Origin of the sequence: Micromonospora sp. NBC_01740 (assembly GCF_035920365.1) — a bacterium.
GTDB classification, from domain to species: domain Bacteria; phylum Actinomycetota; class Actinomycetes; order Mycobacteriales; family Micromonosporaceae; genus Micromonospora; species Micromonospora reichwaldensis.
Genome location: NZ_CP109150.1, coordinates 5,729,570 through 5,750,533 on the forward strand (window position 1 = coordinate 5,729,570; position 20,964 = coordinate 5,750,533).

Here is a 20,964-nt window from a genome sequence, read left to right on the forward strand (position 1 = left end):
ACCGGATCCCGGCCAGGCAACCGCGCGGCACTGAGCCCGGGGGTGGCGCGGAGCCCGGGACGGCGCGGACGCGAGCGACGCCGGACGCGGCGCGGACCCCGGGTGGGTCAGGCGGCGGGGTCGGCGGCCAGTAGGTCGGCGTGGGCGGCCCGGAGCCGGGCGAGACCGGGGTCGCTGCCCGGGGTGACCCGGCGGTCGAGTTCGGCCCAGACCTCGGCGAGGGCGGCGGTGACCGCGCGCAGCTCGGCGGCGTGCCGGTGGGCGCTGCGCCGGTGCGCCTCGTCGAGGCGCCGGGCCCAGCCGGCGGTGACGGCGGCGAGGCGGTCCCCGTCAGCACGCGCCTGGGCGGCGCTGCGGGCGGCGGCCGCCGGGACGATCGCGGCCACCGGGCGGGGATCGCCGTCGCGGGTGACGACGGTGACGGTGTCGGTCAACTCGGCCAGCGCGACGAGCTGGGTGAGCCGGGTGCGCGCCTCGCGAAGCGGCACCGAGCGCGGCTGGTCGGTGTGCGGGGTGAGAGCGGGGACAGCCATGGATGGATGGTCGCGCCCGGGTACGACATTTCCGCACGCCGACGGTCCAGGGTGGACACGCGGACCGGAAACTGGCGCGAGCCGGGGCCCTCGCGGCGGATACGCTGCCGGCCCGATGCCGCACCGCGAACCGGCGCGGCGCACCCCGCCACGTGAAGGAGCTGCCGTGTCCCGCCTCGACGTCCGGACGGTCGACCTGCGGACGATCAACTCGCTGACCAAGTACCCGTCGATCCCCACCTACCACGCCCTGGACAACCGCGACGGCGGGCTGCTGGCGGAGTGCGTGGCGTTCACCGGGCCGGTCACCCTCACCGAGAAGGTCGACGGAACGAACGCCCGGATCGTCGTGCTGCCCGGCGGCGCGTACCTGATCGGCAGCCGCGAGGAACTGCTGTACGCGCGCGGCGACCTGATCGGCAACCCCGCGCTGGGCATCGTGGACGCCCTGCGCGACGTGGCCGAGCGGCTGACGGTCGCGGCGGCGGAGGACCGGATCACGGTCTTCTACCTGGAGGTGTACGGCGGCAAGGTCACCGCCGCCTCCCGGCACTACACGGCCGAGCGCCGGGTCGGACACCGGCTCTTCGACGTGGCCGTGCTGGACGACCCCGCGCCGATGCTCGACTGGCCGACGCAGCGGATCTCGGCCTGGCGCGACGGCGGCGGCCAGCGGTTCCTCGGGGAGGCCGACCTCGTCGGGCGGGCCGAATCGCTGGGCCTGCCGACGGTGCCCCGGCTGGCCACCATCCCCGCCGAGGAGCTGCCCCGCGACATCGACGGGACGCACACGTTCCTGACCGCGTACCTGCCCCGGACCCTGGTGGCCCTGGACGGTCCGGCCGGCCGGTCCGAGGGCCTGGTGCTCCGCGCGGCGGACCGCTCGGCCATCGCCAAGGCGCGGTTCCAGGACTACGAGCGCACCCTGAAGCGTCGCGAGGCCAGGCGCTGACGACGGTTCGGCGGCGCGCCGGTCGGGCGCGCCGGTCGGGCGCGCCCGAACGGGCGGGCGGCGGACGGGCGGGCGGCGGACGGGCGGGCGGCGGACGGGCGGGCGGGCGGCGGGGGCGTCGACGATCAGGCACCGACCCGCCACCCGGCGTCACGGGCGCCGGGACGCGACGGGGAAGTCCGGCCCGAACGCCTGGACAATTACAGTTAACAATCCTAATAATTGTGCATCCGTCGATCCGACGGCCCTCGTACCCGGGAGGTCCGGATGCGTCGCCCTGCCCGAAACCTGCTGCTGGCCGCCGTCGCGGCCCTCGCCACCGTCACCGCCACCACGCTGACCCTCGCCGCGCCGGCCCAGGCCGCCGGCCCGACCGCCACCTTCGTCAAGACCGCCGACTGGGGCACCGGATGGGAGGGCCGCTACACCGTCACCAACGGCGGCCCGGCCACCATCACCGGCTGGCAGGTGGCCTTCACCCTGCCCGCGGGCACCACGCTCGGCTCCTACTGGGACGCCACCGTCAGCAGCGTCGGCCAGCGGCACACCTTCACCAACCGCTCCTGGAACGGCACCGTGGCCCCCGGCGCCTCGGTGTCGTTCGGCTTCCTGGCCACCGGCTCCGGTTCCCCCACCAACTGCACGCTCAACGGCGCACCCTGCTCGGGCGGCACGCCCACCACCCCGCCGACCACGGCACCGCCCACGACCGCTCCGCCGACCACGGCGCCGCCGACCACCCCACCGCCCACCACGCCTCCGCCGACCACACCGCCACCGACCACGCCGCCGCCGACGGGTGGGCTGCCCCGGCACGCGCTGATCGGCTACCTGCACGCCAGCTTCGCCAACGGCTCGGGCTACCTGCGGATGGCCGACGTGCCCGCCGACTGGGACATCATCAACCTCGCCTTCGGCGAACCCACCACGGTCACCTCGGGCGACATCCGGTTCCAGCTCTGCCCGGCGGCCGAGTGCCCGGGCGTCGAGACCGAGGCCGAGTTCATCGCCGCGATCCGCGCCAAGCAGGCACAGGGCAAGAAGGTGCTGCTCTCCATCGGCGGGCAGAACGGCCAGGTCCAGCTCACCACGACCGCCGCCCGGGACACCTTCGTCCGGTCGGTGGCGGCCATCATCGACCGGTACGGCCTCAACGGGCTCGACATCGACTTCGAGGGCCACTCGCTCTACCTGAACACCGGGGACACCGACTTCCGCAACCCGACCACGCCGGTGATCGTCAACCTGATCTCCGCGATCCGCACCCTCAAGCAGCGGTACGGGGCGGGCTTCGTGCTCACGATGGCGCCGGAGACGTTCTTCGTCCAGCTCGGCTACCAGTACTACGGTTCGGGCCCGTGGGGCGGGCAGGACCCGCGCGCCGGGTCGTACCTGCCGGTGATCCACGCGCTGCGCAACGACATCACCGTGCTGCACGTGCAGGACTACAACTCGGGGCCGATCATGGGGCTCGACAACCAGTACCACACCATGGGCAGCGCGGACTTCCACATCGCGATGACCGACATGCTGCTCGCCGGCTTCCCCGTCGCCGGCAACGCCGACCGCGTCTTCCCGCCGCTGCGTGAGGACCAGGTGGCCTTCGGCGCCCCCTCCTCCCCCAGCGCCGGCAACGGCTACCTCGCCCCGGCCGGGGTGCAGGCCGCGGTGACCTGCCTGGTGAAGGGGCAGGGCTGCGGCCCGTACACCCCCCGCAGCGGCACCAACCCCGCCCTCCGGGGCCTGATGACCTGGTCGATCAACTGGGACCGGTTCTACGCCTGGGAGTTCCGCCTGAGCCACGGCCCGTTCCTGCGGTCGCTGCCCTGAGCCGGTGCCGCCGCCCGGGTCACCCGGCCCGGGCGGCGGCACGGCCACCGACTCCGGCGGTTGCCTGCCGCCCCCAATCCGGTTGCGCCGGGGGCCGGCCCGGTCCACGCTGCCCTCGCGGGGCGACGGGCCGCACTGGCCGCCCGACACAGGTCGTCCCCGGTGGTACGTCCCGCACATCGGGGCCGGACCGCCGGGCCGCCCCCCGGGCGGGCGCTGCGGCATCGGGGACGGGGAGGCGGAGTGCGGAGCATCGGTGACCTGGCGCCCGGGACCGACGCGCGGACGGTGGTGCTCGTCGAGGGGCCGAGCGACCGGGTCGCCCTGGAGACCCTCGCCGCGCGCCGCGGCCGGGACCTCGGCGCCGAGGGCGTACGGGTGGTGGCCATGGGCGGCGCGACGAACGTCGGCCACTTCCTCGACCAGCTCGGCCCGGCGGGACGCGGCCTGCGGTTGGCGGGCCTCTACGACGAGGCCGAGGAGGGCTACTTCCGGCGCGGGCTGGAACGCTGCGGCTTCGGCGTCGACCTGTCCCGGGCCGACCTGACGGCCCTCGGGTTCCACGTCTGCGTGGCCGACCTGGAGGACGAACTGATCCGGGCGGTCGGCGTCGCCGGGGTGCGGGCGGTGCTCGCCGCCGAGGGCGAGCTGCGCTCGTTCGACCTGTTCCAGCGGCAGCCGGCGCAGCGGGGTCGGGCCGTCGAGGCGCAGTTGCGCCGGTTCCTCGGCACCCGGTCCGGCCGCAAGAGCGCGTACGCGCGGCTGCTGGTGCAGGCGTTGGAGCCGGACCGGGTGCCCCGCTCACTCGACGCGGTGCTCGCCGGCGTCTGACCGGAAGCCGCGCCACTCGGGCGCCAGCACCGACCACACCTCGATGTCGATCCGCCCGGCCGGCCCTGGATAGACCTGGCGCAGCGTCCCGTCGTGACGCATGCCGAGCCGCCGGGCGGTGGCGATGCTGCGGGTGTTGTCCGGCTTGGTGCGCCACTCGACGCGGTGGATGCCGCGTTCCCGTACCGCCCAGTCGACGAGCCGGCCGACCGCCCGGCTGACCAGCCCGTGTCCCTCGCCGGCGGGCTCCAGCCAGCAGCCCGCCTCGCAGCCGCCCGACGCCACGTCGAACGAGACGAACATGACCCCGCCGACCAGGGTGCCTCGCCGCCAGATGCCCCAGATGCCGCCGGCGTCGCGCGCCCACAGGTCCGCGTAGCGCTGAAGCACGGCCCGGGCACCGGCCAGGTCGTCGACCAGGAACGAGGGCGACACCCAGGGCGCGATGTGCGTACGGGCCCGGTCGAGGTGGGCGAGGAACTCCTCGGCCCGCCAGGGCTCCAGGGGACGCAGTTCCACGTCCTCGGTCAGGGACAGGGCGAACACGGTGACCTCCGATGCAGACGGTTGAGCGGGCAATGTACCGCTATACACTCCGGGTATACGCGGTGTGTATAGTCGCCGGCATGTCGATCGGACAGACCTTCCTGGGCCTCCTCGAGGCCACCCCCCGCCACGGTTACGACATCAAACGCCTCTACGACGAGCGCTTCGGTCACGCCCGCCCGCTCGCGTACGGGCAGGTCTACGCCACCCTGTCCCGGCTGCTGCGCGGCGGCCTCGTCGAGGTGGAGGCGGTGGAGCCCGGCGAGGGCCCGGAACGCAAGCGGTACGCGATCACCGAGGCGGGCGTCACGGACGTGGCGCAGTGGCTGGCCCGGGCCGAGAAACCCGAGCCGTACCTGCAGAGCACCCTCTACACCAAGGTGGTGCTGGCCCTGCTGACCGGCCGCCCCGCCGCCGACGTGCTCGACGTGCAGCGCGCCGAGCACCTGCGGATGATGCGCGAGCTGACCCGCCGCAAGCGCGACGGCGACCTCGCCGAGCAGCTGGTCTGCGACCACGCGCTGTTCCACCTGGAGGCCGACCTGCGCTGGCTGGAGCTGACCGCCGCCCGCCTCGACGAGCTGGCTGCGACGGTGCGGTCGTGAACGCCCCGCTGCTGCTCGCCGAGGACCTGCACCGCTCGTTCGGCCCGACCCGGGCGCTCGCCGGGGCGAGCATGCGCGTCCACCCGGGCGAGGTGCTGGCCGTGATGGGCTCCTCGGGCTCCGGCAAGTCCACGCTGCTGCACTGCCTCGCCGGCATCGCCCGGCCCGACTCCGGCCGGGTCCGCTACGCCGGCCGTGACCTCGCCGCCCTGAGCGACGCCGAGCGCAGCGCGCTGCGCCGCGAGGAGTTCGGCTTCGTCTTCCAGTTCGGCCAGCTCGTACCGGAGCTGACCTGCCTGGAGAACGTCGCGCTGCCACTGCGGCTGGGCCGGGTCGGTCGGCGCGAGGCGGAGCGGCGGGCCGCCGAGTGGCTGGACCGCCTGGAGGTCGCCGAGGTGGCCGGCAAGCGGCCCGGCGAGGTCTCGGGCGGGCAGGGGCAGCGGGTGGCGGTCGCCCGGGCACTGGTCACCCGGCCACGGGTGGTCTTCGCCGACGAGCCGACCGGCGCGCTCGACTCGCTCAACGGCGAGCGGGTCATGCGGCTGCTCACCGCCGCCGCCCGGGACACCGGGGCGGCCGTGGTGCTGGTGACGCACGAGGCGCGGGTCGCCGCGTACTCCGATCGGGAGATCGTGGTCCGCGACGGCCGCACCCGGGACCTGGAGGTCGCGGCGTGACGCGGCTGCGCGACCGCGCGGCCGACCTGAGCATGGGCGCGCGGATGGCGTTCACGGGCGGCCGGGACGGCTGGCTGCGGGCGGTGCTCACGGCGGTCGGCGTCGGGGTGGGGGTGGCGATGCTGCTGCTCGCCGCCGCGGTGCCCGGCGCGCTGGACGCCCGGCAGGCGCGCGGCGACGCCCGCGACGACCTGCGGATGGGCGAGAAGATCCCGGCCGCCGCGAACACCGTGCTGATCCGCCAGACCGACACCGAGTTCCGGGGGCAACCGGTGCGTGGCCGGGTGCTGCGGCCCGAAGGGCCGGCCGCGCCGGCGCCGCCCGGGGTGGCCGCGCTGCCCCGCGCTGGCGAGGTGCTGGTCTCCCCCGCCCTGCGCGACCTGCTCGGCTCCGCCGACGGCGCGCTGTTCGCCCCCCGCCTCGGCGGGGCCACGGTCACCGGCGTCATCGCCGACGAGGGGCTGGCCGGTCCCCGCGAGCTGGCCTACTACCTGGGCAGCGACACCCTCGCCGCCGACGACGCGACCCGGCTGGACGCGTTCGGCGGCGGGCTGCCCGGCGAGGCCTTCGACCCGGTGCTGGTGGTGCTGGTGGTCGTCATCTTCGTGGTCCTCCTGCTACCCATCGCCGTGTTCCTGGGCGCGGCCGTGCGGTTCGGCGGTGAGCGGCGCGACCGGCGGCTGGCCGCGCTGCGGCTGGTCGGCGCCGACGCCGCGATGGTCCGCCGGATCGCCGCCGGGGAGGCCGCCGCCGGCGCCCTGCTCGGCGTCGCGGCCGGCGGCGTGCTCTTCGCGCTCGGCCGGCAGGTGGTGCCGCTGGTCACCCTCATGGACCTCAGCGTGTACGCCGCCGACGTGCGCCCGCCGCTGCCGCTGGTGGCCGCCGTCGCGCTGGCGGTGCCGGCGCTCGCCGTCGTGGTGACGCTGGTGTCGATGCGCGCCGTGCTGGTCGAGCCGCTCGGGGTGACCCGGCGGGCCACGCCGGTGCGCCGGCGGCTGGTGTGGCGGCTGCTGCTGCCGGCCGCCGGGCTCGGGCTGCTGCTGGCCGGCGCGGCCGGGGTCGCGCCGCTGGGCGGCGAGCGGCAGACCGCCGCCGGCGCCGTGCTCCTGCTGGCCGGCGTGGTCACCCTGCTCCCCTGGCTCACCGACCTGCTCGTACGCCGGCTGCGCGGCGGCCCGGTCGCGTGGCAGCTCGCAGTGCGCCGCCTCCAGCTCGACAGCGCCGCCTCCGCGCGGCTGGTCAACGGCATCGCGGTCGCCGTGGCGGGCACCATCGGATTGCAGATGCTCTTCGCCGGTGTCGCCGGCCGGTTCACCTTCGACACCGGCCAGGACACCTCCCGGGCCCAGGTGCAGGTGCAGTTCTTCCCGCGGTCGGACACGGCGGCGGGGCTGGACCGCCTGGCCGACGCGCCCGGGGTCACCGCCAGCCACGCCACCCTGACCACCCAGGTCACTGCGGCTAGTGGGGGGTACGGCACGCTGCGGATCGGCGACTGCGCGGCGCTGGCCGAGTTCGCCCGGCTCGACCGGTGCGCCGACGGCGACGTTTTCCTGGTCCGCGATTCCGAGGGCCAGCCGGCCGGCATCGGGCCGGGCGCGACGGTCGCGGTCGCGGGCGTCGACGGGGTGACCTGGCAGGTCCCCCGCACCACCCGGGAGGCCCCCGTCCGCGCCGACCCGTCCGGCTACCAGCAGGCCGGCCTGCTGGTCACCCCCGGTGCGGTCGACGCCGCCCGGCTGGGCCCGCTGGGCGCGGACGCGTACCTGCGGCTCGCGGCCGACCAGCCGGACGCGGTGGAGCACGTCCGCAACGCCGCCGCCGGCGTCGACCCGTACGCCTCGGTGCTCACGCTGACCGAGAACCGCCAGGCCAGCCAGTTCGTCAACGTCCAACGCGGCCTCTACGTCGGCGCGGTGGTCACCCTGCTGCTGATCGGGGCCAGCATGCTGGTCGGCGTGCTGGAGCAGCTGCGGGAGCGCCGCCGGCTGCTGGCGATGCTGGTCGCGGTGGGCACCCGGCGCTCCACGCTGAGCTGGTCGGTGCTGTGGCAGAGCGCCGTTCCGGTGGTGATCGGGCTCGCCCTGGCGGTGGTGTTCGGCCTCGCCCTCGGCGCGGTGCTGCTGCGCATGGTGCAGACGCCGGTCACGGTCGCCTGGCCGGCGCTGGGCATCTCCACCGGCCTCGGGGCGGCGGTCGTGCTGCTGGTCACCGGGCTCAGCCTGCCGGTGCTGTGGCGGCTCACCCGACCCGACGGCATCCGCACGGAGTGATCCTCCGCCGGGTGCACCGCGGTGCGCCCGGCGGCGGCGCCGGCCGGCCGGCTACGGCGACTCGACGCGGGCGAGCAGCTCGGCGAGGTGCACGGCCCGTACGGCCGACCGGCGCCGGCGCAGCCCCGTGCGCAACTGGCGCAGGCAGCCCGGGTTGACGGCCACCACCAGGTCGACGCCGGCGGCCTCGATCTCGTCGAGCTTCGCGTCCAGGATCCGCCTGGAGTCCTTCGGCCGCAGCAGGGAGTACGTGCCGGCGGCGCCACAGCAGGCGGCCGCCGAGGGCAGCTCGACGTAGTCGGCGACCTGGCGCAGCAGCATCCGGGGCTCGGCGAAGACGCCGAGGCCGTTGCGCAGGTGGCAGGAGTCCTGGAGGGTGACCCGGGCGCGTCGGCCGCCCACCCGCAGTTCCGCCCCGGCGGGCCGGTCGGCGAGCCAGGTGGACAGCTCGCGCACCCGGTCCCGGCCGAGCACGGAGGCGAGGTGCGCGGCGCAGCCGCCGGAGGTGGTGACGATGGTGCCCGGCAGGTCCGCGCCGAGCCGCTCGGCCAGCCGCTCGCCCCCGGCCAGGTCGCCGTTGTGCGCGTGCAGCGCGCCGCAGCAGCCCTGCGCGGTGGGGACGGCCAGCTCGGGGGCGAGCGCGCGCGCCGCCCGGCTGACCGCCGGGTAGAGGCCCCGCTCGACGCAGCCCAGCATGAGCTGCGCGCCCGCCCCGCCTGCGGCGGCGGATCCGGGGGCCGCCGCCGGCGCGGGTGCCGCACCCGAGGCCGGCGCGCTCAGGGCCGACGCGGCCGGGGCCGACGGGGGCGGGGCCGGGGTGACGGCGCGGCCGCGGGCGGCGCGGCGGACGAGGCCGGACAGCCGCAGCAGCCACCGCTGCTCGACCAGCAGCATCAGCGCCCGGGCCACAAGCGGTCGCCGCCAGCCCCGCCACTGGTGCACCCGCCACTGCTCCAGCAGGCTGCCGTACTCCACCCCGGCCGGGCAGACCGGCTCGCAGGCCCGGCAGCCCAGGCAGAACGAGGACTCCTCGGCGAGGGTGCCGTCGTCCGGGGGCAGGGTGCCGTCCTGCAACGCCCGCATCAGCGTGATCCGGCCGCGCGGCGAGGACGCCTCGTCGCCGGTCATCGCGTACGTCGGGCAGGCCGGCAGACAGAACCCGCAGGAGATGCAGCGGGACAGCTGCTCCGGGTCGAACACGTCGCCGGTCATGATCCCAGCTTTCCGGGGTTGAGGATGCCCGCCGGGTCGAAGGCGCTCTTGATCCGGCGCAGCAGGGCGAGCTGGTCCTCGCCGAGGCGGGCGGCGAGGAACGGCAGTTTCGCCGCCCCCACCCCGTGCTCGCCGGTGATCGTGCCGCCGAGGTCGATGGCGGCGGCGAAGACGTCGGCGAAGGCCGCCTCTGCCCGGCGTACCGCGTCGTGGTCCTCGGCCGAGTCGAGCACGCAGGTGGGGTGCAGGTTGCCGTCGCCGGCGTGGCCGAAGGTGGCGATGGCGACGTCGTGCCGGGCGGCGATGGCGTCGATCCGGTCGACCATCTCGGCGATGCGCGGCCGGGGCACGGTCGCGTCCTCCAGGATGGTCACCCCGCCCCGGCGGGACAGCGCCGGCAGCGCGCAGCGCCGGGCGGCCAGCAGCGCCTCGGCCTGGGCGACCTCGCGGGCCGTGGTGACCTCCACCGCGCCGGCCTCGACGCAGGCGGCGCCTATCCGGTCCAGGTGGGCGGCGACGAGGTCGGGCGGGCCGTCGTCGCCGAAGAGCAGCAGGGCGCCGGCGTCGGTACGCAGCCCCAGGTGGGCGAAGTCCTCCACGGCGTCGATGCAGGCCCGATCGAGGAACTCCAGCGTCGCCGGCACCACCCCGGCCCGGATCACCCGGGCGACCGCCTCCCCCGCGTCGGCCAGCGTCGGGAAGTACGCGACCCCGGTGTTCGCCGACGCCGGTGCGGGCAGCAGCGCCACGGTCGCCTCGGTGATCACGGCGAGGGTGCCCTCGGAGCCGGTGAGCAGCCGGGTCAGGTCGTAGCCGGCGACGTCCTTCCACAGCCGGCCGCCGGTGCGGATCACCTCGCCGGTGGGCAGCACCGCCTCCAGGCCCAGCACGTAGTTGCGGGTCACGCCGTACTTCAGGCCGCGCAGCCCGCCCGCGCAGGTGGCGATGGTGCCGCCGACCGTGGCGACGGTCCGGCTGCCGGGGTCGGGCGCCCAGAGCAGGCCCTGTGCGGCGGCGGCGTCGGCGAGGGCGGCGCTGGTCGCGCCCGGTTGCGTCCGGGCGAGCAGCTCGTCCCCGCTGACCTCCAGGATGGCGTTGAGCCGGGTCAGCACCAGCACGATCCCGCCGCGCAGCGGCACGGTGGCGGCGCACAGGTTGGAGCCCGCGCCGCGGGGCACCACGGGCACCCGGTGCCGGGTGGCGAGTGCCAGCACCGCGGCGACCTCGGCGGTGTCGGCCGGGAAGACCACCGCGTCCGGCCGGTGCGAGAACAGCGGCGTCGCGTCCCGCGCGTACGCCACGAGGTCGCCGGCCGCGTCGTGCACGTGCGACGGACCGACGATCCCGCGCAGCTCGGCGAGGACGGTCGCGGACAGCGCCATGCCCACCCTTCCCGGCGCCGGTCGCGCCTGTAGCTTTTTGCCGGCTCGCGACCGGCTGTCTGGCGACAGTTTTCACCGATCATAGAGAGCCGGAGGGGCTGGGTGAAGACGGCGGGCCGCCCGGCCCACGTCCGGGTCACCGCACTCGCCGCCCGCTGCGCACCCGGCGCCGACGGTCCGGATCGAGCCGGCCGGGACCTGGCCGTCAGCGCGGCGGCAGGTGCTCGCGCAGCGCGGCGAACTCGGCCACCGTGAGGAAGGACGGATTGGCCCCCTGCGGCTGCCGGAGCACCTCCGCGCCGGCCAGCCGCGCGTCGCCCCGGAAGGACTCCCGGGGCAACCGGTGCGCCTCGGCGAGGACCGTCAGGTCCAACGGCACCGTCCAGGCCGCGCCCGGCTCCCCCGGCACGGCGGCGGCGGCCACCAACCCCACGCCCCAGACGCCGTACGCGAGCCGGCCGCGGCTGCCACTGGCCCAGAGGACCACCGGCTGACCGGGACGCATCAGCCGGGCCCGGTAGCCGGGGCGTACGCACCAGGCCGTCACCCGCGGATCACGGGCGAAGCGGCCGGCCAGGTCGACCCGGTCCGCGTTGCCCTTGATCAGCCACGCGCCGAGGTCGTCGAGGTGCACCCGTCGGTCGGTCACCCCCTCATCCTCGCCCGGGTCCCGGCCGGCCGCCCGACCGGCCGGGACCCGTCGTCAGGCGACGTGGCGCAGGTAACCCGCGACCGACGCGTCGAGGACCTCCCGGCCGGGCCGGGCCCACACCTCGGCCGAGAAGACCTCCACCTCGACCGGCCCGGTGTAGCCGGCCTCGTCCACGGCCTCCCGCAGCCGGCGCAGCTCGATGCAGCCGTCACCGGGCAGGGCCCGGCCGAGCAGCACCCCCTCGGGCAGCGGGGTGATCCAGTCGCACACCTGGAACGCGGCGATCCGCGCCCCCGCCCGGGCGATCTGCGCGTACACCGTGTCGTCCCACCACACGTGGTACGCGTCGACGACGACCCCGACCACGCCCGGGTCGAACCGCTCGGCGATGTCGAGCGCCTGGCCGAGGGTGGACACCACGCAGCGGTCGGCGCTGAACATCGGGTGCAGCGGCTCGATCGCCAGCGTCACCCCGGCTGCGGCGGCGTGCGGGGCCAGCTCGGCGATGGAGTCGGCGACCTGCCGGCGGGCGCCGTCGATGTCCCGGCTGCCCACCGGCAGCCCGCCGGAGACCAGCACCAGGACCGAGGTGCCGAGGGTGGCGGCCTCCTCGATGGCGCGCAGGTTCTCCTCCCGCCAGCCGTCGGCGGTGAAGAAGCCGCCCCGGCACAGGGACGTGACCTCGAGGCCGGCGTCGCGGACCAGCTTCGCGGCGCGGGCCAACCCGTACTCGGCCACCGGCTCCCGCCAGAGCCCGATCCCCGGCACGCCGGCCGCGACGCAGCCGTCGACCACCTCGGGCAACGGCCAGTGCTGCGACGTGGCCTGGTTGAACGAGAACCGTTCCAGCCCACTCACTGCGTCACCTCCGTTCGCGACTGCGGGGCTCGCAAACCCGGCTCACTCCTCGCGCTCACAGGGCCACCTCCGGTCTGCGACTGCGGGGCTCGCAAACCCGGCTCACTCCTCGCGCTCACTGGTCAACCCCCGCCACTGTGAACAGCGCCCGGGCGCGGGCGGCCGCCAGGTCCGCGTCGGGCAGCAGCCCGGCGGCGTCGGCGAGGGTGAGCAGGGTGGCCAGGTGCTCCGGCGAGCGGCCGGACTGCGCCCCGCCGACCATCGTGAAGTGGTCCTGGTGCCCGGTCAGCCAGGCCAGGAAGACGATGCCCGTCTTGTAGTGCCAGGTGGGGGCCGCGAAGATGTGCCGGGCCAGGGGCACGGTCGGCGCGAAGATCCGGTCGTACGTCGCCAGCTCCCCCCGGTCCAGTGCGGCGAACGCCGCGGCGGCGGCCGGTGCGATCGCGGCGAACACCCCGAGCAGCGCGTCGGAGTAGCCGCTCGCATCGCCCCGGATCAGCTCCGGGTAGTGGAAGTCGTCGCCCGTGTAGAGGCGTACCCCGGCGGGCAGCCGGCGGCGCAACGCCACCTCGCGGTCGGCGTCCAGCAGGGAGACCTTGATCCCGTCCACCCGGGCGTCGTGGGCCTTGATCAGCTCGACCACGGCGTCGGCGGCCTCGTCGAGATCGGCCGACCCCCAGTAGCCCGCGAGCGCCGGATCGAACATCGGGCCGAGCCAGTGCAGCACCACCGGCTCGTCGGCGACGGAGAGCAGCTCGTCGTACACCCGCAGGTAGTCCTCCGGGTTGCGGGCGGCGGCGGCCAGGTGGCGGCTGCACATCAGCACCGGGCGGGCCCCGGCGGCCCGCACGTCGTCGAGCTGCTCGCGGTAGGCGCGGGCGACCTCGGCCAGGGTGGCCGGGCCGGGCGGGAGCTGGTCCGTGCCGACCCCGGCGACGATCCGCCCGCCGACCGCGCGGGCCTCGGCGGCGCTGCGCCGGATCAGCTCGCGGGTGGCCGGATAGTCCAGGCCCATGCCGCGCTGCGCGGTGTCCATCGCCTCGGCCACCCCGAAGCCGTACGACCACAGGTGGTGCCGGAAGGCCAGGGTGCGGTCCCAGTCCAGCACGGCCGGGGCGCCGGGGACGTTCTCGGCCGTCGGATCGGCCACCACGTGCGCGGCGGCGTACGCGATCCGGCTGCTCGGCGGCCCGGCGGGGCGCGGGAAGCCTTCGCCTCCGGTCAGCCGGTACCGCCGCCCGCCGGGCAGCACCACGTCGGCCCCGCTCACAGCGCCACCTCCGTTCGCGACTGCGGGGCTCGCAGACCCGGCTCACTCCTCGCGCTCACAGCGCCACCTCCGTTCGCGACTGCGGGGCTCGCGACCCCGGCTCACTCCTCGCGCTCACAGGTCCAGCTCCGGGATGTCCAGGCGGGCGCCCTCACGCGCCGACCGCAGGCCCAGCTCGGCGAGCTGCACGCCGCGCGCGCCGGCCAGGAAGTCCCACGGGAACGGCTCGTTGGCGACGACGTGCCGCAGGAACGCCTCCCACTGCACCTTGAAGCCGTTGTCGAACTCCTCGTTGTCCGGCACCTCCGTCCACTGCGACCGGAAGGGCTCGGTGACCGGCAGGTCGGGGTTCCACACCGGCTTCGGGGTGACCGCCCGGTGCTGCACCCGGCAGCTGCGCAGCCCGGCCACGGCGCTGCCCTCGGTGCCGTCGACCTGGAACTCGACCAGCTCGTCGCGGTGCACCCGGATGCACCACGAGGAGTTGAGCTGCGCGACCACGCCGCCGTCGAGCTCGAAGATGCCGTACGCGGCGTCGTCGGCGGTAGCCGGGTAGGTGCGGCCCGCCTCGTCGACCCGCTGCGGCACGTGCGTGGCGGTGACGCAGGAAACGGTACGCACCCGGCCGAAGAGCTCCTCCAGCACGTACTGCCAGTGCGGGAACATGTCCACGACGATGCCGCCGCCGTCCTCGCTGCGGTAGTTCCAGGACGGGCGCTGGGCCGGCTGCCAGTCGCCCTCGAACACCCAGTAGCCGAACTCCCCGCGCACCGACAGGATCCGGCCGAAGAAGCCGCCGTCGATGAGCCGCTTGAGCTTGCGCAGCCCGGGCAGGAAGAGCTTGTCCTGCACCACCCCGGTACGCACGCCGGCGGCGCGCGCCGCCCGGGCCAGGTCGAGGGCGCCCTCAGTGTCCTCAGCCAGCGGCTTCTCGGTGTAGATGTGTTTGCCGGCGTCCAGCGCCCGGCGGATCGCCTTCTCCCGCTGCTGGGTGACCTGGGCGTCGAAGTAGATCTCGACGTCGTCGCGGGCCAGCGCCGCGCTCAGGTCGGTGGTCCAGTCGGTCAGCCCGTGCCGCTCGGCGATCTCGCGGAGCTTGGTCTCGCTGCGCCCGACCAGGACGGGCTCGGGCCAGATCGACGTGCCGTCGGCCAGGGGCACGCCGCCCTGCTCGCGGATGGCGAGCAGGGAGCGCACCAGGTGCTGCCGGTAGCCCATCCGGCCGGTGACGCCGTTGACGATGATGCCTATCGACCTGCGGGTCATGGTGTTCCTTCCCTCCGCGGGCGCCTCCGACCGGGACCGGCGGCGGGCGACCTGTTCCACGCCTGCGCCGCCGCCGGGAGGCCCCCGGCGGCGATTCTCAGGCAAGCGCTTTCCTGGGCAGCGTAGGGAACGCCTCCCTCCTCAGGCAAGGGGCTGTCCGACCCGTCTCGCGGCCTGCGCCGCCCGCCGGGCCACGCGGGCGGGCGCCGGGGCGGGGAAGCGCTTTCGCTGCGGTACGGTGACGGATGGCCGGCACCGGGGCGCGGCCGTCGAGAAACGACCGAGGGGGCGGCAGTGGCGACCCTGTCCGACGTGGCCCGGCGGGCGGGGGTCTCGCCCGCGACCGCCTCCCGGGTGATCAACGGCAGCAGCAAGCCCGTCACCGAGGAGCTCCGCGAGCGCGTGCTGCGCGCCGTCGCCGAACTCCAGTACGTGCCGAACGCGCACGCTCAACTGCTGGCCCGCTCGCACCGCGTGGCGGTGGGCGTCATCGTGCACGACGTCTCCGACCCGTACTTCGCCGAGATCACCCGTGGCCTGCAACGGGTCGCCACCGACCAGGGCCGGCTGCTGATGATCTGCAACAGCTACCGCGACCCGGACCGCGAGCTGGAGTACGTCGAGCTGCTGCGCGGCCAGCAGGTCGCCGCGATCATCCTGGCCGGCTCGGGCTACCACGACGCCACCTTCACCCGGCTGCTCAACGAGAAGCTCGCCGCGTACGAGGCGACCGGCGGACGGGTCGCGGTCATCGGCCGGCACGAGCACTCCGGCGACGCGGTGATGCCGGACAACCGCGCCGGCGGCCGGTTGATCGGCGAGGAGCTCTACGAACTCGGCCACCGGGCGATCGGGGTGGTAGCCGGGCCGGCCGTGCTCACCACCACCACCGACCGGCTCACCGGCCTGCGGGAGTCCCTCGCCGCGCACGGGCTGAGCCTGCCCGAGCACCGCGTCCGGCACGCCGAGTTCGACCGCGACGGCGGCGTCGCCGCCACGGCCGCGCTGCTCGACGCCGACCCCGAGCTGACCGCCGTCGTGGCGCTCAACGACTCGATGGCGATCGGCGCGCTGGCGCTGCTGCGCTCCCGGTCGGTGGCGGTGCCCCGGCAGATGTCGGTCATCGGCTTCGACGACATGCCGATCGCCCGGGACGTCACCCCGGCGCTGACCACCGTCCGGCTGCCCCTGGTCGAGATGGGGGCCCGAGCGATGTCGCTGGCACTCGACCCGGGGGCCGCGGCGCCCCGCGTCGAGGTGCTGCCCGCCGAGGTGGTGCGCCGGGACAGCACCGGGCCGGCCCCCGAGGTCACCCCGGTCCGCCCACGGGCGGCGGGATCGGGCGCGTCAGCCGGCTGAGACCCTCCGGTCACCGGGACGGCCGGCCACGTGGACACCGTCGTCGGTGGCCCCGGGCATGGCGCCCGGGGCCACCTGGCGCCAGGTCGCGCGGAGGACGGCCCCCCAGATGCGCGCGGCCGTACCGGCTGCGGTCCCCCCTGCCGGCTGCTTCTCGGCGTGCGGTGCGGTGCGCGCCCTGAGCGGCTTGCGCATCCCCCGTTTCCGTCCCCCCTGTGCCGCGCCTGGCGGTCGTCGGCCGACGCGCCGACGCGGAGTCGACACACGCTGGTGCGGGTGTCCTGGAACACACTATGGTTGTCCGCTACGGTGTCACTGCCACAACAGTGGTCGGCGTGGTCAGTCAAGCACGGTCCGCCACGGCCCGCAACCATTGTGGCGGCGCAGCCCGGCCCAACCACTATGGTGGGCGTCCTCGGGTCGGATCGGGAGGGGTGTCATGGCCGACGGCGGCGAGGCCAGCGGATCGACGTCCTTCGCCGACCGGCTGCGGCACCTGTTCGAGACGCATCGCCGGCCCGGCAGCGACAGGCCCTTCTCGCCAGAGGAGGTCGCCAGGGCCACGGGGCTCTCGACGAGCTACGTCAACTACCTGCTGAGCGGCGAGCGGGACAATCCCACCCGGTCGGCGATCCAGCAGCTCGCCAACTTCTTCCGGGTGCCCCCGGGCTATTTCTTCGACACCGTGGCCGCAGACGGCGAGGGCGACCCCGACCTGGAGACGATCACCGTCCTGGCCCGCCGGATGCCGCCGGGGGCGCCCAGGGCGAGCCTACGCGCCATCGTGGAGCAGGTCGCGGCGCTGGAGGCACGCAACAAGACCTCGGGGCGCGGCCGGACGTGAGCGGGCTCCCGCCTCCGTTCACCGCAGCAGCAGGAACGTGGGGGCGGCGATGAGCGTCCCCACGACGGTGCCGGCGGCCACCTGACCGACGGTGTGGTCGCGCAGGCGTACCCGCGACCAGCCGACCAGCGCCACCACGGGCGCCGAGGCGAGCAGCGCCGGTCCGAACTCGATCACGAGCACGGCCGCCGCGCCGGCCGCCACGGCCGCGTGGATGCTGAGCTTCCACGCCAGGTTGACCACGGTCACGGCGAGGCCGAGGGCGAACATGACGACGACCATCGCCAGGACGGGGCGCGGGGCGCCGAACCCGATCATCACGGCGAGGCCCACCAGCACGGACAGCAGCCCGTACGCCAGTGGCCGCCGGCGCTGTTCCCGTCGCCTGATGTGGTGGTCGGTCAGCCGGCCCCGGCGTACGCCCCACCAGATCAGGCTGTTGGGGATGATCGAGCAGAACAGGGAGCCGACCAGGGCCCAGGCGAGGCCCACCTCGACGGGCGACGCGGCGTGCAGGCCCACGACGACGGGCATCAGCGCGGCCAGCAGCGCCGGGGCGAAGACCTCGGTGGCGGCGCGGGCGAGCAGCCTGCTGATGCGGTCGGGGCGGTCGATGACGTCGTGCACGGTCCACATTCTGCCGACCGCCCCGGGCGGCGGGCGCACCGCGGGCGTGAGCTGTCACGTTCCGCCCCGCTCGGGCGTCACAGTGTCGTCGCGCTTGGCTATGCTGCCCGCACCCGCGCCGTCGCGGCCGGCACGGGCGTGGACCGTCCGGGGTGGACGCGACGGTCGGGTGACACGACACGGGGGTCTCTCGGGCTGGCGGCCCGTCGGGGAGAGTGATGGCGGACGATGTGGCACCGACGGCGTCGGAGACAGCGGTTGTTGCGCCAGCTCGACGTGGACCTGCCGTCGCCCCTGACGGTGCGGGGCCTGGTGTCCGCGCTCGAGACCACGCGCGGTCGGCGCATCCAACTCGCCGCGATGAGCGTCGACGGGCAGGCCGGTCCCTGCGGGCTGTGGGTGGCGACCGCCGGGACCGACTACGTCCTGTTCAGTCGCGACGCGCCGCCCGTGCTGCGCGTCCAGACGATCCTGCACGAGCTGATGCACATCGCCCTGCGGCACACCGCGCGGGCGGTGCCCTCCGGCGGAACGGGTGAGCCGGCGGCGGCGCACGGGGTGCTCGCCCGCTCCCCCGCCACGTTCGACGAGCAGCAGGAGCACGACGCGGAGCTGCTGGCGACGTACCTGGGGGCACGGCTCGACGGCGGCGGCGAGGACGTGGCCTTCGACGAGCTGGGCGGCGTCACGGCCGCCGTCATGCACCGCATCGCCGCGACGTTGACGGACTAGGCGGGAGATCCGGTGCTCGTCACGGTCGGTCATCTGGTCGCCGCCAGCGTCGCCGCGGTGGCGTTCCTGGTGAAGCTCAGGGCGCTGGGTCGGGATCCGGCCAACCCGAGGATCCTGGCGAGCGCGGGGATCTGCCTGGGGATGGGGGTGGCCGTCACCGCCGGGTGGGCGCCGGTGCACAGCCTGCTCGACCGCGTGTCGGGCGTGGCCAATCTCGCCAAGCTGGTGGAGCACGGCTCGGCGCTGCTCGCCGCGGCGGCGATCCAGTTCCTCTTCCTGCACCTGGGCGACCCGGGGCGGGCACGCCGGCTGATGGCGCGGCGGGGCGTGTTCCTCGCCGTCGCGTTCGGCGTGATGGTCGCGGCGTTCTCGCGGGCCGACTTCCCCGAGTCCGAGCCCCTGCACTTCGCCGAGCGGTACGGCGACCTGCCACCGGTCGGCGTCTACATGCTCGCGTTCCTGACCTGCCTCGGGGTGACGGTCGTGGACATCCTGCGGGTGTCCGCCGGCTACGCGCGCTACGCCGGCGCCCGGCTGAGGACCAGCATGCGGCTGCTCAGTGCCGGCGCGGCCTTCGGTGCGGGATTCGTCGCGCACAAGGCCCTGTTCATCTGCCTCAAGCTGGCCGGGGTGGCGCCGCCGTGGCCCGAGCCGGCCGCGACGCAGACGCTGATCACGCTGTCGGTGTCGCTGATCGGGGCCAGCTTCGTGCTGGCGACGGCACGCAAGGCGGTCGACGGCGTCCGCGCCTGGCCGCGCCGGTACGCCACGCACCGCGACCTGCACGCGTTGTGGTACCTGCTGTACCGGGCGATGCCGACCATCGCCCTGCATCCCCCACGCCGGCCGGAGGTCGACCCCCGGTGGGCGTGGCGCCTGGGCGAACAGCTCTACCGCCGCTGCGTCGAGATCAGCGACGGCCTGCGTGCGTTGGGCCCGCTCGACGAGTCCGTGGCGGGCGCCGCCCGGCAGCGGGCGGTGGCGGCCGGCTGGAGCATCGAGCGTGCCGACGCCGCCGGTGAGGCCGCGGCGGTCCTGGTGGCGCTCCGGCGCTTCACCTCGGGGGCGACGGCGACGCGGGAGGTCGATCCGGCCCTGGAGTCGCAGAGCGTGGCGGTCGCGCAGGCCGACGTGCAGGCCGACGCGAGTCGGCTGGCGCTGGTCTCGACGGCGCTCTCCGAGGAGCTGGTGCGCGCGGTCGCCGCCCGTACGCCGGACGCCCCGGCGCGCAGGCGGGAGGCGTAGGCGGGCTCAGATGATGAAGTGGGTCCAGTAGGCGAGCCAGGTGACGAAGAGCGCGCCCTGGAGCAGGGCCAGGGCGGCGGTCAGCCAGGCGTCGGCGCCCGCGTGGCGGGCCCAGCGGGCCAGCACGAGGCCGACCGGGAAGACGGCCAGCAGATAGCGCAGCAGGCTCTTGTACACCGGCGGCCCCATCGACAGCGGCACCAGGACCATGGTCAGCCCGTACACGAGATAGGGCAGCCCGAGTCGGCGGGCGCCCGCGAGCAGGACCGCCAGCACCAGCACGGCGACCCACACCCGCAGGGCGTCGCGGGGCGGGCTGCCGGTCAGGCCGTGCCACAGCACCGCCAGCGGGTTCTGCACCCGGATGCCCCAACCCGTCTCCTGGGCGTGCTTGTAGGCGAACCAGTCGCCGCTCTGCCACCGGCAGAACGCCATGAACGCCAGCCAGCCGGCGGGCACCAGCGCCAGCGGCCAGCCGACGCGCACGTACGCCCACCACGCGCGCGGGCCCAGCCGGTAGCCGTGCTGGCGCAGCAGGACCAGGGCCAGCGGGAGCACGACGAGGAACCCGACCGAGCGGCTCGTCGCCAGGAAGAAGCCGACCACCCCCACGAGCAGCCAGCGCCGCCGCTCGGCGTAGTGGAAGGCGGCGAGCGCGAGGCAGAGAAACAGCGACTCGGTCAGCGCCGCCTGGAACAGGAACCCGGCCGGCAGCAGCACGAGGTAGCGAACGAACCGACGGGCGGAGGCGTCGTCGCCGAGCAGCCGCTCGCCCAGCCGGTGGGCGTAGAAGAGCATCAGCAGGAACGCGACGTTCGCGACGAGCAGCAACGCCAGTGCGGTGTCCCCGCCCAGCAGCGGAGCCAGCGGACGGGCCAGGAACGGGTAGAGCAGGGGAAAGCCGAAGTCGGGCCACGGCTCGTCGAGCGGGAGCTGCGCCAGGCGGTCGTAGAGGAAGGAGTCCCAGGCGAACCAGAGCGCGACCGCGCGGTGCCCCGAGACTGCCCGCTGCTGCTCGCGCATCATCGTCTCGTCCGGCGGCGGGGCCCAGGGCACGTCGTCGAAGGCGCTCAGCGCGAGCACCCCGAGGGCGCTGAGCACGATCTTCGTACCGAGGAAGACGGCGAGGACGAACAGCCACGGCGTCGGCATCCGGCCGGCGGCCCGCGACGCCGCCCGCCGCAGGTCGTGCCCGCGCCCGGCCAGCCGGGCCGGCAGCGTGCGCCACCGCCGGCCCGAGACGGCCCGCCCACTGTCCATCACGCGTCTC

General features: G+C 75.3%; 20 protein-coding genes. 10 read left to right on the forward strand and 10 right to left on the reverse strand.

What is annotated here, in order from left to right; all coding sequences use genetic code 11:
* Window positions 1-107: 107 nt before the first annotated feature.
* On the reverse strand, window positions 108-533 hold the full coding sequence (locus OG989_RS25365) for a type II toxin-antitoxin system Phd/YefM family antitoxin (RefSeq protein WP_151452949.1): 426 nt from the start codon (window positions 531-533) through the stop codon (window positions 108-110).
* A gap of 166 nt (window positions 534-699) precedes the next feature.
* On the opposite strand from OG989_RS25365, the gene OG989_RS25370 reads away from it, so the two are divergent.
* The 3 genes from OG989_RS25370 (at window position 700) to OG989_RS25380 (ending at window position 4,146) form a co-directional block, all read left to right on the forward strand.
* Window positions 700-1,485, forward strand: coding sequence for an RNA ligase family protein (locus tag OG989_RS25370; RefSeq protein WP_327028704.1), 786 nt, complete (start codon window positions 700-702; stop codon window positions 1,483-1,485).
* Between the two features lie 288 nt (window positions 1,486-1,773).
* On the forward strand, window positions 1,774-3,315 hold the full coding sequence (locus tag OG989_RS25375; RefSeq protein WP_425855907.1) for a chitinase: 1,542 nt from the start codon (window positions 1,774-1,776) through the stop codon (window positions 3,313-3,315).
* 243 nt (window positions 3,316-3,558) lie between these two features.
* Complete coding sequence (locus tag OG989_RS25380) at window positions 3,559-4,146, forward strand: TOPRIM nucleotidyl transferase/hydrolase domain-containing protein (RefSeq protein WP_151453155.1); 588 nt, start codon at window positions 3,559-3,561, stop codon at window positions 4,144-4,146.
* Here OG989_RS25380 and OG989_RS25385 read toward each other — a convergent pair.
* Complete coding sequence (locus OG989_RS25385; RefSeq protein WP_327028706.1) at window positions 4,117-4,692, reverse strand: GNAT family N-acetyltransferase; 576 nt, start codon at window positions 4,690-4,692, stop codon at window positions 4,117-4,119. The genes OG989_RS25380 and OG989_RS25385 overlap by 30 nt on opposite strands.
* An 80-nt stretch (window positions 4,693-4,772) precedes the next feature.
* Here OG989_RS25385 and OG989_RS25390 point away from each other — a divergent pair, with 80 nt between their 5' ends.
* From OG989_RS25390 to OG989_RS25400, 3 genes are read left to right on the forward strand one after another with little or no spacing between them, the layout of a single operon-like run.
* Complete coding sequence (locus tag OG989_RS25390) at window positions 4,773-5,297, forward strand: PadR family transcriptional regulator (protein WP_151453153.1); 525 nt, start codon at window positions 4,773-4,775, stop codon at window positions 5,295-5,297.
* The gene (locus tag OG989_RS25395) at window positions 5,294-5,974 is read left to right on the forward strand and encodes an ABC transporter ATP-binding protein (RefSeq protein ID WP_327028707.1); all 681 of its coding nucleotides are present in this window, start codon (window positions 5,294-5,296) and stop codon (window positions 5,972-5,974) included. The genes OG989_RS25390 and OG989_RS25395 overlap by 4 nt, the downstream gene beginning before the upstream one ends.
* Window positions 5,971-8,247: an ABC transporter permease gene (locus OG989_RS25400; protein WP_327028708.1), complete on the forward strand. Its 2,277-nt coding sequence runs from the start codon at window positions 5,971-5,973 to the stop codon at window positions 8,245-8,247. The genes OG989_RS25395 and OG989_RS25400 overlap by 4 nt, the downstream gene beginning before the upstream one ends.
* Before the next feature lie 51 nt (window positions 8,248-8,298).
* Here the strand turns inward: OG989_RS25400 and OG989_RS25405 are convergent, their stop codons facing one another.
* The 6 genes from OG989_RS25405 to OG989_RS25430 all read right to left on the reverse strand — a co-directional run bounded on the left by OG989_RS25405 (window position 8,299) and on the right by OG989_RS25430 (window position 14,887).
* Window positions 8,299-9,459 (reverse strand): (Fe-S)-binding protein, encoded by a 1,161-nt coding sequence (locus OG989_RS25405; protein ID WP_327028709.1) that lies wholly within the window; start codon window positions 9,457-9,459, stop codon window positions 8,299-8,301.
* Window positions 9,456-10,841 (reverse strand): FAD-binding oxidoreductase, encoded by a 1,386-nt coding sequence (locus OG989_RS25410; protein ID WP_151453151.1) that lies wholly within the window; start codon window positions 10,839-10,841, stop codon window positions 9,456-9,458. Before OG989_RS25410 ends, OG989_RS25405 begins: the two co-directional genes overlap by 4 nt.
* A 205-nt stretch (window positions 10,842-11,046) precedes the next feature.
* Window positions 11,047-11,490 (reverse strand): hypothetical protein, encoded by a 444-nt coding sequence (locus OG989_RS25415; RefSeq protein WP_327028710.1) that lies wholly within the window; start codon window positions 11,488-11,490, stop codon window positions 11,047-11,049.
* Between the two features lie 54 nt (window positions 11,491-11,544).
* Window positions 11,545-12,342, reverse strand: a complete 798-nt coding sequence (locus tag OG989_RS25420) for a sugar phosphate isomerase/epimerase family protein (protein WP_327031233.1) — start codon at window positions 12,340-12,342, stop codon at window positions 11,545-11,547.
* 124 nt (window positions 12,343-12,466) lie between these two features.
* Window positions 12,467-13,621 (reverse strand): dihydrodipicolinate synthase family protein, encoded by a 1,155-nt coding sequence (locus tag OG989_RS25425; protein ID WP_151453149.1) that lies wholly within the window; start codon window positions 13,619-13,621, stop codon window positions 12,467-12,469.
* 114 nt (window positions 13,622-13,735) lie between these two features.
* The gene (locus OG989_RS25430) at window positions 13,736-14,887 is read right to left on the reverse strand and encodes a Gfo/Idh/MocA family protein (RefSeq protein ID WP_327028711.1); all 1,152 of its coding nucleotides are present in this window, start codon (window positions 14,885-14,887) and stop codon (window positions 13,736-13,738) included.
* A gap of 294 nt (window positions 14,888-15,181) precedes the next feature.
* Between OG989_RS25430 and OG989_RS25435 the strand changes: the two genes are divergently transcribed.
* Entirely contained in the window at window positions 15,182-16,246 is a 1,065-nt protein-coding gene (locus OG989_RS25435) for a LacI family DNA-binding transcriptional regulator (RefSeq protein ID WP_151453147.1), read from the forward strand.
* A 439-nt stretch (window positions 16,247-16,685) separates the two neighbouring features.
* Entirely contained in the window at window positions 16,686-17,090 is a 405-nt protein-coding gene (locus OG989_RS25440) for a helix-turn-helix domain-containing protein (protein ID WP_327028712.1), read from the forward strand.
* Window positions 17,091-17,108: 18 nt separating this feature from the next.
* Here the strand turns inward: OG989_RS25440 and OG989_RS25445 are convergent, their stop codons facing one another.
* Window positions 17,109-17,717 carry a phosphoesterase PA-phosphatase gene (locus OG989_RS25445; RefSeq protein WP_151453145.1) on the reverse strand — a complete coding sequence of 203 codons (609 nt, stop codon included), beginning with the start codon at window positions 17,715-17,717 and terminating at the stop codon, window positions 17,109-17,111.
* Between the two features lie 258 nt (window positions 17,718-17,975).
* Between OG989_RS25445 and OG989_RS25450 the strand changes: the two genes are divergently transcribed.
* Complete coding sequence (locus OG989_RS25450; RefSeq protein WP_151453144.1) at window positions 17,976-18,449, forward strand: hypothetical protein; 474 nt, start codon at window positions 17,976-17,978, stop codon at window positions 18,447-18,449.
* A gap of 12 nt (window positions 18,450-18,461) precedes the next feature.
* Window positions 18,462-19,694 carry an MAB_1171c family putative transporter gene (locus tag OG989_RS25455; protein WP_327028713.1) on the forward strand — a complete coding sequence of 411 codons (1,233 nt, stop codon included), beginning with the start codon at window positions 18,462-18,464 and terminating at the stop codon, window positions 19,692-19,694.
* A gap of 6 nt (window positions 19,695-19,700) precedes the next feature.
* Here OG989_RS25455 and OG989_RS25460 read toward each other — a convergent pair whose 3' ends face one another.
* Window positions 19,701-20,954, reverse strand: coding sequence for a hypothetical protein (locus OG989_RS25460; RefSeq protein ID WP_327028714.1), 1,254 nt, complete (start codon window positions 20,952-20,954; stop codon window positions 19,701-19,703).
* Window positions 20,955-20,964 lie beyond the last annotated feature (10 nt).